Annotated in this window: 16 protein-coding genes; 12 read left to right on the forward strand and 4 right to left on the reverse strand. The window is 42.5% G+C overall.

Features of this window, described 5'->3' with window-relative positions; genetic code table 11:
* Positions 1-36 precede the first annotated feature (36 nt).
* The 3 genes from A6755_RS08120 to A6755_RS08130 all read left to right on the forward strand — a co-directional run bounded on the left by A6755_RS08120 (position 37) and on the right by A6755_RS08130 (position 1947).
* On the forward strand, positions 37-348 hold the full coding sequence (locus tag A6755_RS08120; RefSeq protein ID WP_034309364.1) for a rhodanese-like domain-containing protein: 312 nt from the start codon (positions 37-39) through the stop codon (positions 346-348).
* Between the two features lie 266 nt (positions 349-614).
* On the forward strand, positions 615-1697 hold the full coding sequence (locus A6755_RS08125; RefSeq protein WP_063590388.1) for a tartrate dehydrogenase: 1083 nt from the start codon (positions 615-617) through the stop codon (positions 1695-1697).
* Positions 1698-1761: 64 nt separating this feature from the next.
* Positions 1762-1947, forward strand: coding sequence for a sporulation protein Cse60 (locus tag A6755_RS08130; RefSeq protein WP_048682016.1), 186 nt, complete (start codon positions 1762-1764; stop codon positions 1945-1947).
* A gap of 114 nt (positions 1948-2061) precedes the next feature.
* On the opposite strand, the gene A6755_RS08135 is transcribed toward A6755_RS08130, so the two are convergent.
* The gene (locus tag A6755_RS08135; protein WP_063590389.1) at positions 2062-2991 is read right to left on the reverse strand and encodes an SDR family oxidoreductase; all 930 of its coding nucleotides are present in this window, start codon (positions 2989-2991) and stop codon (positions 2062-2064) included.
* A gap of 147 nt (positions 2992-3138) precedes the next feature.
* On the opposite strand from A6755_RS08135, the gene A6755_RS26990 reads away from it, so the two are divergent.
* The 3 genes from A6755_RS26990 to A6755_RS08145 all read left to right on the forward strand — a co-directional run bounded on the left by A6755_RS26990 (position 3139) and on the right by A6755_RS08145 (position 4432).
* On the forward strand, positions 3139-3309 hold the full coding sequence (locus tag A6755_RS26990) for a hypothetical protein (protein WP_164855101.1): 171 nt from the start codon (positions 3139-3141) through the stop codon (positions 3307-3309).
* Between the two features lie 229 nt (positions 3310-3538).
* Positions 3539-4099: an MEDS domain-containing protein gene (locus A6755_RS08140; protein ID WP_084737549.1), complete on the forward strand. Its 561-nt coding sequence runs from the start codon at positions 3539-3541 to the stop codon at positions 4097-4099.
* A gap of 78 nt (positions 4100-4177) precedes the next feature.
* Positions 4178-4432, forward strand: a complete 255-nt coding sequence (locus A6755_RS08145; protein WP_053537337.1) for an MGMT family protein — start codon at positions 4178-4180, stop codon at positions 4430-4432.
* A 167-nt stretch (positions 4433-4599) separates the two neighbouring features.
* On the opposite strand, the gene A6755_RS08150 is transcribed toward A6755_RS08145, so the two are convergent.
* Positions 4600-5865 carry a BaiN/RdsA family NAD(P)/FAD-dependent oxidoreductase gene (locus A6755_RS08150; protein ID WP_063590390.1) on the reverse strand — a complete coding sequence of 422 codons (1266 nt, stop codon included), beginning with the start codon at positions 5863-5865 and terminating at the stop codon, positions 4600-4602.
* A 205-nt stretch (positions 5866-6070) separates the two neighbouring features.
* Between A6755_RS08150 and A6755_RS08155 the strand changes: the two genes are divergently transcribed.
* Both A6755_RS08155 and A6755_RS08160 read left to right on the forward strand, forming a co-directional pair.
* On the forward strand, positions 6071-7672 hold the full coding sequence (locus tag A6755_RS08155; protein ID WP_063590391.1) for a putative polysaccharide biosynthesis protein: 1602 nt from the start codon (positions 6071-6073) through the stop codon (positions 7670-7672).
* A gap of 123 nt (positions 7673-7795) precedes the next feature.
* Positions 7796-8518, forward strand: a complete 723-nt coding sequence (locus A6755_RS08160) for a pseudouridine synthase (protein WP_034309348.1) — start codon at positions 7796-7798, stop codon at positions 8516-8518.
* Positions 8519-8602: 84 nt separating this feature from the next.
* Here the strand turns inward: A6755_RS08160 and A6755_RS08165 are convergent, their stop codons facing one another.
* Entirely contained in the window at positions 8603-8824 is a 222-nt protein-coding gene (locus tag A6755_RS08165; RefSeq protein ID WP_034309346.1) for a DeoR family transcriptional regulator, read from the reverse strand.
* A gap of 524 nt (positions 8825-9348) precedes the next feature.
* Between A6755_RS08165 and A6755_RS08170 the strand changes: the two genes are divergently transcribed.
* The 4 genes from A6755_RS08170 (at position 9349) to A6755_RS08185 (ending at position 11738) form a co-directional block, all read left to right on the forward strand.
* A complete protein-coding gene (locus A6755_RS08170) occupies positions 9349-9699 on the forward strand; it encodes a hypothetical protein (protein ID WP_034309343.1) in 351 nt (116 codons plus the stop codon).
* Between the two features lie 166 nt (positions 9700-9865).
* Positions 9866-10636: an isocitrate lyase/PEP mutase family protein gene (locus A6755_RS08175; protein ID WP_063590392.1), complete on the forward strand. Its 771-nt coding sequence runs from the start codon at positions 9866-9868 to the stop codon at positions 10634-10636.
* A gap of 23 nt (positions 10637-10659) precedes the next feature.
* The gene (locus A6755_RS08180) at positions 10660-11232 is read left to right on the forward strand and encodes a bifunctional transcriptional activator/DNA repair enzyme AdaA (protein WP_063590393.1); all 573 of its coding nucleotides are present in this window, start codon (positions 10660-10662) and stop codon (positions 11230-11232) included.
* A 29-nt stretch (positions 11233-11261) separates the two neighbouring features.
* The gene (locus tag A6755_RS08185) at positions 11262-11738 is read left to right on the forward strand and encodes a methylated-DNA--[protein]-cysteine S-methyltransferase (RefSeq protein WP_063590394.1); all 477 of its coding nucleotides are present in this window, start codon (positions 11262-11264) and stop codon (positions 11736-11738) included.
* Positions 11739-12108: 370 nt separating this feature from the next.
* Here the strand turns inward: A6755_RS08185 and A6755_RS08190 are convergent, their stop codons facing one another.
* A complete protein-coding gene (locus tag A6755_RS08190) occupies positions 12109-12867 on the reverse strand; it encodes a DeoR/GlpR family DNA-binding transcription regulator (RefSeq protein WP_063590395.1) in 759 nt (252 codons plus the stop codon).
* Positions 12868-13014 lie beyond the last annotated feature (147 nt).

The following is a 13014-nucleotide window of genomic DNA, read 5'->3' on the forward strand; positions in this document are numbered from 1 at the left end:
AAAAGATAAATCAAACGATAATTCGAGGTGCTAATTATGGAAGAAATCAAAATCATTACAACGGAAGAAGTGGAAGCTAAGCTTGAGGCAGGAGAAGCGATGGAACTTGTCGATGTTCGTGAAGACGAAGAAGTGCAAGAGGGAATGATCGAAGGCGCGAAACATATTCGCATGAATGATATCCCGGCGAACCTTGACTATTTTGATAAAGAAAAAGAATATATCTTTATCTGCCGTTCAGGACGCCGCAGTGAAAATGTATGCCATTATCTTCAGGAACAAGGATATAAAGTGGCAAACATGGTTGGCGGAATGCTTGAATGGGACGGCGAAGTCATCGTTAAGTGAAGTTCTTCAAAAAGACCTGTTACTTTTGTAAGCGTAATCCAAGAATGTGACGGCTTATTTGAATGAAGAAAGAAAAAAGATCATGGTTTGTTCACAATACCGTAAATATGCGGAAAGACGTGCATATTTGAAGGCGTGAAAAAAAGAGTCCTTTCATCATGAAAGGACTCTTTTTTCTATATGAACCTCACTTACGGGGATGCAAACGTTATATGTTAAAATTAGGGTGCCAAAGTCAGAAGATACAGAAAAAGGAGGATTGAAAAATGAATGTTCATAAAATTGCGGTCATTGCGGGTGATGGAATTGGCCCTGAGGTGATTAATGAGGGTGTAAAGGTCCTTAAAGAAGTGGCGGCCATTGCCGGTGATTTTTCTTTCCAATTCACCTATTTTCCATGGGGATGTGAATATTACCTTGAGCACGGCAAAATGCTGCCCGACGATGGATTGGAACAACTGATGAAGTTTGACGCCGTGTATCTGGGGGCTGTCGGTTATCCTGGTGTCCCGGACCATATTTCCTTACGTGAACTTCTGCTGAAGATCAGAAAGGGATTTGACCAATATGTGAATATTCGACCCGTTAAATTGCTTCAAGGTGCACCCTGTCCATTAAAAGACGTGACTCGTGACCAAATCGATATGGTTGTCATTCGTGAAAACAGTGAAGGGGAATATTCCGGTGCAGGTGATTGGCTTTTTAAAGGCAAGCCGGAAGAAGTCGTCCTGCAGACGGGGGTCTTTTCACGAAAGGGAACCGAGAGGATCATCCGTTATGCTTATGAACTGGCGCGCAAGACGGGAAGGACGCTAACGAGCATAAGCAAGGCGAACGCATTGAATTATTCAATGGTTTTTTGGGATCAGGTTTTTGAAGAAATTGGACAGGAGTATCCGGAAGTGGAAACGAATTCCTATCTGGTCGATGCGGCAAGCATGTATTTTGTCAAACAGCCCGAACGGTTTCAAATCGTTGTCACCTCCAATTTGTTCGGTGACATCATAACGGATTTAGGTGCTGCCATTGCAGGCGGGATGGGACTGGCGGCCGGTGCCAATTTAAACCCGGAACAGATTTATCCTTCGATGTTCGAACCGATTCATGGTTCAGCCCCGGATATAGCACATCAAGGCATCGCCAATCCACTTGCGGCCATTTGGTCCGCCAGTCAGATTCTCGATTTCTTTGGACATGAGGTTTGGGGTGCGAAAGTGTTGGACGTGATTGAACAGGCTCTGGTCGATAAAAAGGTGCTGACTCCTGATATGGGCGGGGCAGCTTCTACAGAGGAAGTCGGGGATGAAGTGGTTAAAATATTATCCGCTTTTCAAACAAATCAAGTATAAAAATCAAGTGAAAAGGGCATCCTGCACAATAACTATCATTATAGTAAAAGGGCGGGGAGAGCCGATGATACAAGTGAAATTATTTGATTATGAGCATGAAAAGGATCTAGAGGATGAAATGAACTTTTTCCTGGAAGACATTCGTGATAATCAAATCGTCGATATCAAATACAATGTCGCCACTACAGGTGAAGAGGAAGAGGAACAGATCTACTGTTTCAGTGCGATGATCATCTATAAAAAAAAATAAAGGCCGGCTGGCCCTATAATCAATAATGGACTACCTATTGCTTGCTGACGGGCAATCAAAGGTAGTCTTTTTTCCGTTTTGACTTCCTGGAAGGGAGCATGTTCGTTGTGGAAATTAGGACGATGTCGCTTCCCCGCCATTGACATGAAGTGTTTGTCCTGTCACAAAACGGGAATCATCAGAGGCGAGATAGACAAAGGTGGGAGCAAGTTCAAATGGCTGGCCTTGACGCTCCATCGGATTATCGACCTGTGTCACTTCGTCTGCCGAGAAACTTGCCGGGATGAGGGGGGTCCAAAACCTTCCGGGCGCAATGGCGTTCACCCGGATGCCTTGATCGACAAGACTGTTTGCCAAGGCACGGGTAAAACCAATGTTGGCCCCTTTAGTCGCCGTATAATCTATTAATTGCTTATTCCCATTGAACGTCACGACAGAAGATGTATTAATGATGGAGGACCCAGCTTTTAAATGGGGAAGGGCAGCACGCGTCGTGTAGAAGTGGGAATAGATATTCACTTTAAAGGTATCATCGAATTGCTCATCCGTAATATCAAGCAAGCTTAATTGCTGAAATTGAATGCCCACATGGTTACAAAGTATATCGAGCTTTCCAAATGTTTCGATGGTGTCTTCCACGATATCGATGCATTGCTGCTTATCCCTTAAGTCCCCTGGCAGCAGTAAGCAACGTTGCCCAAGCTCTTCAATTCTCGTTTTAGTCCGATTGGCATCGTCATGTTCATCCAAATAAGCGATGGAAACATCTGCCCCTTCTTTAGCAAAAGCGATGGCAGCCGCAGCGCCAATCCCACTGTCTCCGCCAGTTATCAATGCGACTTTACCTGTTAATTTCCCGCAGCCCCTATAATTGGGATTTTCGATGATGGGCCTGGGCACCATTAATTTTTCTACACCGGGTTGGCGAAATTGGCGTTGCTCCGGAACCGTGAGGGGTACGTCTTGATAACGGGTGATCTTCCCATAATTCGGATGCATGGGATAGCTTTTACCGGATGATTTCTTTTTATTATCTTCTGCCATGAGGGGTCCTCCTAATAAAGAATTTAGTCGGATTACTTTATGATGATCAGGCATATGCCGTGCATGAAGAACATATATCGGGACGGGCTCGTTGCCGTGCGGCTCGAATATGCTGAAGGGTAGAAAAAAGTTTTTGGAGGCCTCTATATGCCATATTATTATAGCGAAGAAGTGAAGTGGTTATTGGTCGAACAATCGGATGAAAAGGTGGAGTTGTTATATGACTCCAACCCAAATACCTTTGAATTGCCGCTTATTGGACCAAGACCGCCATATTATTATAACCCGCGCTATGTGCCGTACTATCCCGTGATTTAAGAGTGAAGGGAAAATGCATGAAGTGCGGAGTCTGCCGGATTGGGCTGCCTGGGTCTTTTTAAGAGTGGACTGAAGGCAGCCATAATTCGACTTAACTAAATTCCAGATCTTAACATGTCATTAGGAAAAACTGATTATATTCTTCTATGAATTTTACAAACACGGAGATAATGGGTAAAGTTATACATAATACATAGTACGGACTGGTGTATTAAAGGAGAGATTCATTTTGGACAATAAAATGAAACAATTAATAGAAAATATACAGCAGTCGGATGGTGGCCATATTTTATACTGTTTTAATGAATTGGAGTCATACATTGAAAATGAGGCAACTTTCATCATTACCGGTGTTCAACAGGGAGACCATATCCTGGTCGTCGAAAACGACCGCATCTTTCCTTTCGTGTACAAGAAATTGCAGCTTCATTTAAATGAGGAGCAATTGGAGCAAGTGCATCTTATGAATAATTTTGATTTTTATTGTTTTCATGGAGATTTCCATCCTTCGACGATGGTTGATTATTTCTTGGAAAATATCGATGCATACACTAAACGCAATCAGCACGTCCGGACTTGGGGCCATGTTGAATGGGGCCATGACGATCAAGTCAGCTTTGCGATAGGCGAATATGAAAAAGGGATCGACAAATTGATCAAGGAAAGAGGATTGATTTCTGTATGTGCATACGATGACTGCAGAGTGCCTGCCGAGCTTAAAACAAACTTGATCAAACATCATGGAATCCTGATTACCGATGAAAAAATCACGATTTTAGCAAACGGATAGAATAAAGGGGCGAGGTATTTGGAAAGTTTTACTGAACGGGTCATTCATATCATACAACGAATCCCCTCCGGTAAAGTGATGACATATGGTCAAATAGGACAGCTCGCCGGAAGTCCGCGCGGTGCAAGGCAGGTCGTAAGGATCCTTCATTCTAGCAGTAAAAAACATGACCTTCCATGGCACCGGGTGATCAATGCCAAAGGTGAAATCGGCATAAAAGCGGAGGGCGCTGCAGAACACCAGAAGGCGATGCTCGAGAGTGAAGGCATCACGTTCACGGGACGGAATACCATTGACCTCGAAGCATATCGATATCATCCAGAAATATTTTAAACGTATAGCCCGACTAGTAGTGGCGGGTGCGGGTTTGGTCGAAAAAGTACAGTGAAGTCCAAAACAAGAGCACCTACACCAGAATCAAAGCCTAACGTACACGATGTATAGGCTTGCGAAATCGCAGTAAAAGAGGCTGATCCAAGCGGATCAGCCTCTTTTACGGATTATGAACGGGCAGACATGGCAGCATTCATGCCGGCGAGCCTGCCGGTTACTAATGCCGATGTGATATTGTAACCGCCTGTGTATCCGTGTATATCCAGAATTTCACCGCAGAAATACAGTCCGTCCATTAGTTTGGATGCCATTTCTTTTGGATGTATTTCTTTGACGGATACGCCGCCGCCCGTTACGAAGGCTTTTTCTAGCGGCTGGGTGCCGTGCACCCCGAATTGGAAGTCCTTGCATAATTCTGCAAAGCGGCGGATTTTTTCATTTGATATCGTCGCCCCTTGCTCTTGAAGGTCGATGCCGCTTCGCTCAAGCAGGAAGTGAAGGTATCGTTCAGGAACTAAACCTTTTAAGGTGTTTTTAATGGCTTTTTTCGGTTCGGCTTTTATTTCCTTCATGATGTCTTGAAAAACCTCTTCCTTGTTTCGGTCCGGCAGGGCATCGAGTTTCATGGTCACTTCGGACAGGTTCCATTTCTTCATCGCTTTCACGACGAATTGGCTGCATCTTAGAACAGCTGGACCGGAGACGCCAAAATGGGTGAAGAGCATATCCATTTTATGTGTGATCAGGGCCTTGCCCTTTGGGTTAAGGACACTCAATGAAACATCGCGAAGTGCGAGCCCTTGAAGTGTTCGATCTTTAATGAATGTTTCATGGCTAAGTACGGGAACTTCAGTCGGGAACAATTCGGTAATCGTATGCCCTGCCTTTTTAGCCCATGCGTAGCCGTCTCCGGTTGAACCGGTGTGGGGAACTGATTTCCCGCCGACTGCAATCACGACTGCATCCGTGTCAATGGTCTGGCCATCTTTTAACCGGACACCGCTGGTTTTTCCATGTTCATAGAGAACTTCCGCAACTGGAGAGTTCTTGTAGATCGTTACTTTTAAATTCGACAGGCGCGTCAGAAGGGCATCCACGACGCTTTGCGCTTTATCATTGACAGGAAACATCCGGCCATGGTCCTCTTCTTTTAGAGCGACGCCCAATTTTTCAAAGAATTGAATAATGTCCTCATTATTGAACTCTGAGAAAGCACTGTATAGAAATCGCCCGTTTCCAGGGATATGCTGAATGATTTCATCGATTGAGAGCCTGTTCGTCACGTTGCAGCGTCCGCCGCCCGAGATTGCAAGTTTCCTTCCAAGCTTCTCGCCTTTATCCACTAACAATACATGGGCACCTTTTTCCCCGGCTGCTATTGCTGCCATCAATCCGGAAGGACCGCCGCCAATTACCACTACATCATATTTCAAATTGATCACCACTTTATCATTTTCAGTCCCTTCATTATATAGCAAGAGCCCGTCAGATTGCGAATGTAGAAAAAAAGGAATTATTTGTTTGTGTATTATCTTCGAAAACGATAAACTTGAATGTAGTTTTCTATAGAAAAAATACTTTAATATGATAAGATAAAGAGCGTGTGAAACGTAACTGACAGAGGCAGGAAGGGATTAGATGTCATCTAAGTTTTTAAAAGGGGCTTTTATATTAACGCTGGGAGCGATCATTTCCAAGATTCTGGGTTTATTTTATGTCATCCCATTTGAACATATGGTTGGGAATAAAGGGGCTACCCTCTATCAATATGGGTACGTTCCATATACCATTTTCATTAGCTTTGCAACGGCAGGCATGCCGCTTGCAGTATCTAAATTCATCTCGAAGTATAATGCGCTCGAGGAATACGCAGTCGGTGAGAAGTTATTTAAATCGAGCCTGAAATTAATGGTAATCACCGGTTTTCTCGCTTTTTTGATTCTCTATACGATGGCCCCGCTGTTTACTGGAGTCTTTGGGGTCAAGCCGGAAGATGCCGCGGATGTCACGGAGATCATTAGGGCAGTCAGTTTCGCCTTGATTTTTGTACCGTTCATGAGCATCATCCGCGGCTTCTTTCAAGGGCATGAAGCGATGGAACCAACGGCCATTTCCCAGGTTGTCGAACAAATTGTCCGCATCGTGTTCCTTCTGGCCGGTGTGTATGTTGTTTTGAATGTCCTTGACGGAGAGTTAGTGAGAGCCATCCAAATAGCTACCTTCGCGGCGACGGTCGGGGCTGTCGGCGGTTTAGTGGTGTTATTTTGGTATTGGAAAAAACAAAAACCATATTTGGACAGCTTGATGAAGAAAGACAGGGGAACGATGGAAATTTCCCTGAAGGAGATTTATAAAGAAATATTCCTTTCGTCGATTCCTTTCATATTCGTCGGAATCGCGATGCCAATGTTTCAGTTGGCTGACTTATTGTCTTTCAATAAGGCGATGTCGTCGATCGGGCTGCAGCATGTTGCTGAGGATGCACTAGGGGTGTTGAATGTGTATGCCCAGAAGCTTGTCTTGATTCCGATGACGCTTGCAACCGGGTTTTCGATGGCGCTTCTTCCTTCGGTGACGAAGGCATATGTAAGCGAGGATTCAAATGAGTTCAACCGCCAGCTGAACCAAGCCTTTCAAATTTTGTTGTTCATTACGATTCCAGCAGTCGTTGGCATGTCTGTGCTGGCCGATCCAATCTATAGTGCCTTTTACAGCCATGATCCACTTGGAATCAGTGTCCTGAAGGCATATGCGCCCGTTTCCATCTTGTTTGCACTTTTCTCCGTTTCGGCAGCTGTATTACAAGGGATCAATCAGCAAAAATATACAGTGCTCAGCCTGCTTGTGGGCTTTTTAATCAAATTGAGCTTGAATATCCCATTGATCAAGTTGTTTGAAACGGAAGGATCCGTTTACGCTACGGCATTCGGCTACTTGGCTGCCGTGCTGCTGAATTTGTATGTCATTACTTACTTTACTGGATATCGTTACAGCCTTACCATCAGGAGATCTGTTTTAATCACAGTTTTTTCAATAATAATGGGACTGGCTGCCTGGGGCATGAACAGTTTACTATCGCTATGGCTTACATCGGAAGGGCGCTTCCAGGCGATTTTGATCGTGGCCGTTTGTGCAATTTTTGGAGCGCTCATTTATGCGGCTCTTTCCTTGAAAAGCAAACTTGCCCATCGTTTGTTCGGTGCCCGGATCGATCGGTTAAAAGCTAAATTAGGATTGTAAGCTGGAAGTTTGATGTGTAAAAAAAAGGGTATTGAATGGTGAATCCCCGATTAAAATATATTGGCCTTGCCTGTCATTAAAGTGGGCAAGGCTTTTTACTGAAAAAGGCTTTAGGAGGAAACGATGAGAATAGATAAGATTTTATCCAATATTGGTTATGGCAGCAGGAAAGAAGTGAAAAAGCTCCTGAAATCCGGCGCCGTCAAGGTTAATGAAAGGCTGATTAAGGATCCGAAGGAACAAGTGGACCCTGATACGGAAAACGTGACGGTTCATGGTGAACGGGTTGAATACAGGGAATTCATTTATTTAATGATGAATAAACCGCCGGGCGTATTGTCGGCAACGGAAGATAACTACCAAGAAACGGTCATCGACATCTTGGAGCCGGAAGATTCGGTATTCGAGCCATTTCCTGTAGGCCGTCTTGATAAGGACACAGAAGGTTTATTGCTGATCACGAATGACGGAAAGCTTGCCCACCAACTGCTTTCCCCAAAGAAACATGTCCCTAAAACATATTTTGCGGTCATTGATGGCGAAGTAACGGAACGGGATATCGAGGCATTCCGCAACGGAGTGACCTTGGATGATGGATACGAAACAAAACCAGGAGAATTGAACATTTTAAAATCAGGCCTGACATCGGATATCGAGCTAACGATCATGGAAGGGAAGTTCCATCAGGTGAAGCGGATGTTTGAGGCCGTTGGCAAACGTGTCGTCTACCTAAAGCGTCTTTCCATGGGGAGTTTACAGCTTGATGAGGAACTCGAGCTTGGTGAATACCGTGAGTTGACGGCGGAGGAGCTTGAACAGTTAAAGGCGGGCCAACCGGCTGAATGATAGCTGGACACAAAAAATGAGGCGGATAATATTGTCCGCCTCAAAGTATTTTACATATCGATCTTGTTCGGGTGGTCGTTCTTTTTACGATGACATCTTCACCTTTTTACTTGTTGTCGTCCAAAGGCCTCGGCTTGGGCTTTGAACAAGGTCATTGTATGCTAAGACATTTAAATCGCGCTGCACAGTTCGAGGAGTGATGCCAAATTCTTCTACAAGCTCTTGAGTAGAAACCGTACCGTTATTGCTAATGAACATATAAACGGATTTAATACGGGTTAACATGCGATTTGTTGAAGGTTTCAAAAAATCACTCCTTATTCTTTTCATTGTTATTTTGAACAAATGAAAACAACCGATATGTCGGACAGCATTCCAGCTGTCACTATGTACTTGCTATACCCACCCTATAACTCCTCGGAAACATTAGAAAAAATAAGATGTCATTAGCTTCATTCTACCCCTTTGCAAAAGCAAATTCTAGGAAAAGATACTAATTGACTAAATATTACATTTATTATATCAAATTTTAACAAAATTATTCTCATTGCCTATACAAAATTAATAAAGAGTTGTTCCATTTGTTCATGCTCATATTTTGCCAATAAAGAATGCTTACTATGCACACGATACAAACGTTGACTTTTAAAGTATATGCATGTTATTTTACTTAAAACGGCCCTTAAATCGTAATTATTACGCTTTATGTGTTGGTGGAGGAATTGCTTGATGGCTTGCCGTTACGATGTCATAATGAGGTATCGGGCAGTATAGACTTTTCATACATATCCAAGAGGATTTAAATATAAACCAATTCGAGGTAGAGCCATATGAACGATAGATTAATGGAGTTTTTATTGCGCGACGAAGTAACCAGACTTTCTGGCGTCAAAAAACAAGTGTATGAATTCATCGTGAACGAAGAAGATTATCTTGCATCGAAGGCGGACACGGTCGATCAATTCATGAGATTGCTGGTAAAGCATTCCCCGCCCAGGCTTGCAGCCCGTCATTTCAATATGCCCTATGGGGAAATCATCCGTTTCATGAATGAAATAGAAGATGAACTGAATGAGAGATTAGAGGAAAGATGCAAGAAAGTGAAGTGGATGGACTACACGGAAAAGGACCAGCAGGCATTTGAGGAATATCATAGGAAGTTATATCTTTTCGTAAATTAATCAATTGGATCATGAAAATGCCCGGAATGAAAGGGCATTTTTTTTATTTGTCACGGGAATCCAGGACAATCATTATTTGAAATGGACCATAAGAGCAAGAATGAGGACGATTTGGAGCTGGGGTGATTGTTAGAATAGGGACAAATGAATTTTAGGAGCATCTATAATGACTAATATTAAGGAATTCAATGAATTACACTTTTCGAAGGACCTGTTGATATTGGGGAATGTCTGGGATCTATTATCGGCCTTGATTCTCGAGAAATCAGGATTCAAGGCGATTGGAACGACAAGCTGGGGAATTGCCAACTCCCTGGGGTATTCTGATGGCGAATTGATTGATTTTGAAAGACATTTAGGTATCATTAAACTAATTGCGGATAATGTGAAAATTCCCGTCACCGCGGACATTGAAGCAGGCTATGGTGAAACCGCAGACAAGATTGTCGATAATGTGTTAAGGACGGCAGACGCCGGTGTAGCCGGGATCAATATTGAGGATTCACTAAAAAAACAAAAAGGTCTTAGAGATATATATCAACACTGCAGCCTGCTATTAAAAATAAGGGAAGCGTTGGATTATAATGGGTATGAAGGTTTTTACATCAATGCCAGAACAGATACTTATTTTCAAAAAGAAAATCCTTTCCCGGAAACGGCAGAGCGGGCAAAGGCGTATGTGGAAAGTGGTGCCAGCGGAATATTCATCCCTGGATTAACGAACCATGATGAAATAAAAGAAATCACTTTGAATATAGGTGCTCCCCTTAATGTATTATCTTTGCCTGGATTGACGAATGGTAAGGAGCTTGAAGAATTAGGCGTAAAACGCCTCAGTTTCGGGAATGCCCTGTTCGATAAAGCCATTGAATTGTTAGAACGAGATACAGCACGAATAGTAGATCTAAGTGACACCTCACATTTATATGGGAAGTAAAACCTGAAAGGATGCGGAGTATAATGGCTGTTGCTATAAATCTTTCTTTTGAAGAAATGTGGGAGAAAATCATTGCTTGCGACTCTAAATATGACGGATTATTCTTTACCGCAGTAAAGACAACTAAAATATACTGCCGCCCTTCATGCAGGTCAAGGAAGCCGAAAAAAATAAATGTGAAATTCTATCATGACATCGATGAAGTCGAAAAGGCCGGTTTCCGTGCTTGCAAAAGATGCCAACCGGAAGTTGATGATTCCCCGAAGATTGGACTTGTAAGAGATATCATCGCTTTCTTGGTCAATCAGTATAATCAAAAAGTGGAATTAAAGGATATTGCCAATCATGTCGGTGTAAGTTCCTATTATCTGGAGCGGCTATTCAAAAAGGAAACATTAGAAACTCCCCGTTCCTATTTGGAAAAAATCAGAGTGGATAAAGCTTCATACCTTCTAACAAGCACAAGTCGAACGAATCTTGAGATTTGCCTTGAAGTCGGTTTCCAAAGCCCTTCAAACTTTTATAAAGTATTTCGCCGTTTGAAAAATTGTACTCCAAGTGAATATCGCAACATGAATCTTAAGAATCGAGTGTAAGCCACATATACAGAAATGGAGGTCCTTATATGAGTGAATTATATAAACTAGATTATGAATCACCGATTGGAGTTATCGAGATATCAGGAACGAATGATGCCATCAGTTCCATAATGTTCGCTGAAAGGGATATAAAGATAAATATTATGCAAGAGCACACGCCTCAGGTTTTGGCGGAGTGCTTTAGTCAGCTTGATGAGTATTTCAAAGGTGAACGCAGGGAATTTACATTTCCTTATACACTTGAAGGGACCAACTTCCAAAAAAACGTTTGGAACGCATTAACGGGAATCCTGTACGCTAACACGGGTTCCTATAAAGACATCGCCGTTTCAATCGGTAATGAAAAAGCCATTAGGGCAGTAGGGAGCGCTAACGGCAGAAATAAGTTAAGCATCGTGATTCCTTGTCATCGAATAATAGGTTCAAATGGGAAATTAACTGGTTATGCGGGTGGCTTGTGGAGAAAGGAATGGCTCCTTCAGCATGAAAGGAATTTTAATTGAGGTACTAGGCTCAACTTTATGGTAATCGCCCGGGCCACTCTCCATTGATGGAGGACACAGTTTTTTATTTAGGAATGGTCTCATCCCGATCCATCTCATGATTTTAGTGAGGATTTTTTTCCACATTTTTCAAACGAAACTTGGTTATCTTTCACGTATTTTTACTGTTTTATAGGATGAAAACTCTCTGGATTGAAGAAATTTGCGACACTCCTGCCGAAAAACTGGCTAGCCGAGACCCCACAGACGCTTGCGACGAGGAGGCTTGGCAGACAGTCGGCGGAAAGGGAGCGGATTTCTGAAATCAGCTGCAACTTGAACAAAAAAACGGGAACTATACTACTGTATAGTTCCCGTTTTTTTCTTGCTTTTAAGAAAGAATCAAATGTGTGCCGGTCTCTTTAAACGAAGAGATGAAATCTTTAGGCAGATGATCGTCAGTAATGATGTAATCGATTTTATCCAGTGACGATATCCCGATGGTCACATCTTTCCCGAACTTGGAGCTGTCAGCGGCAATATAGACTTCTTGGGATAAATCAATGATTTTTTTTCGTGTGTTCGCTTCTTCTAAATTATAGTCGGATATCCCTTTTTCAACGGTTATGCCGCTCGCACAAATGAATGCTTTTGAAATATTCAATTCACTGAAGTTGAATAAGTAGTCAAATGCAACGATGGATTGTTCATTTCTCCTGACTTTCCCGCCTATGATCAATATCTCGATATCGCTATGAATGAGCTCATTTACAACAGGGATCGAACTGGTTATTACGGTCAGTTTCTTTTTCTGTTTTATATATTTAGCGATTTGATAGGTTGTCGAACCACTATCGATATAAATGCAATCCCCATCGTCGATATACTCACTGCATTTTTGGGCGATGGATTCTTTTTCTTCTAATTGACTGAACATCCGTTCATCTATCGTCGATTCTCCAAACTTCGATTGAACCAGCTTAACGCCGCCATAGATCTTTTCAATTTTTCCTTGCCTTGTAAGAAGGTTTATATCCCTTCTTATGGTTTCGATGGAAACTTGCATTTCTTCAGTAAGTTCGGCAATCTTCATCACTTTTCTAATCGTTAATAACTCGATGATCTTCTTTTGCCTTTCAAGAGGAAGCATAAGTTACACCCGCCTATTCTTCATATCTATCTTCCTGATATTCAGTTTAAGTGTACTGTTTACTGCGAACATATTCAACATATAGCTGATAAAAATATCATTAGTTGGTCAAAAGTTAGTATCAATTTAGTAAAAAGGTGTTCAATA

Origin of the sequence: Peribacillus frigoritolerans (genome assembly GCF_001636405.1) — a bacterium.
Classification (GTDB): domain Bacteria; phylum Bacillota; class Bacilli; order Bacillales; family DSM-1321; genus Peribacillus; species Peribacillus frigoritolerans.

What these genes read in the sequence shown, in the direction of transcription:
- A6755_RS08120 (WP_034309364.1), top strand. Translation starts at nt 37, where the DNA reads ATGGAAGAAATCAAAATCATTACAACGGAAGAAGTGGAAGCTAAGCTT.
- A6755_RS08125 (WP_063590388.1), top strand. Translation starts at nt 615, where the DNA reads ATGAATGTTCATAAAATTGCGGTCATTGCGGGTGATGGAATTGGCCCT.
- A6755_RS08130 (WP_048682016.1), top strand. Translation starts at nt 1,762, where the DNA reads ATGATACAAGTGAAATTATTTGATTATGAGCATGAAAAGGATCTAGAG.
- A6755_RS08135 (WP_063590389.1), bottom strand. Translation starts at nt 2,991, where the DNA reads ATGGCAGAAGATAATAAAAAGAAATCATCCGGTAAAAGCTATCCCATG.
- A6755_RS26990 (WP_164855101.1), top strand. Translation starts at nt 3,139, where the DNA reads ATGCCATATTATTATAGCGAAGAAGTGAAGTGGTTATTGGTCGAACAA.
- A6755_RS08145 (WP_053537337.1), top strand. Translation starts at nt 4,178, where the DNA reads ATGACATATGGTCAAATAGGACAGCTCGCCGGAAGTCCGCGCGGTGCA.
- A6755_RS08155 (WP_063590391.1), top strand. Translation starts at nt 6,071, where the DNA reads ATGTCATCTAAGTTTTTAAAAGGGGCTTTTATATTAACGCTGGGAGCG.
- A6755_RS08160 (WP_034309348.1), top strand. Translation starts at nt 7,796, where the DNA reads ATGAGAATAGATAAGATTTTATCCAATATTGGTTATGGCAGCAGGAAA.
- A6755_RS08170 (WP_034309343.1), top strand. Translation starts at nt 9,349, where the DNA reads ATGAACGATAGATTAATGGAGTTTTTATTGCGCGACGAAGTAACCAGA.
- A6755_RS08175 (WP_063590392.1), top strand. Translation starts at nt 9,866, where the DNA reads ATGACTAATATTAAGGAATTCAATGAATTACACTTTTCGAAGGACCTG.
- A6755_RS08180 (WP_063590393.1), top strand. Translation starts at nt 10,660, where the DNA reads ATGGCTGTTGCTATAAATCTTTCTTTTGAAGAAATGTGGGAGAAAATC.
- A6755_RS08185 (WP_063590394.1), top strand. Translation starts at nt 11,262, where the DNA reads ATGAGTGAATTATATAAACTAGATTATGAATCACCGATTGGAGTTATC.
- A6755_RS08190 (WP_063590395.1), bottom strand. Translation starts at nt 12,867, where the DNA reads ATGCTTCCTCTTGAAAGGCAAAAGAAGATCATCGAGTTATTAACGATT.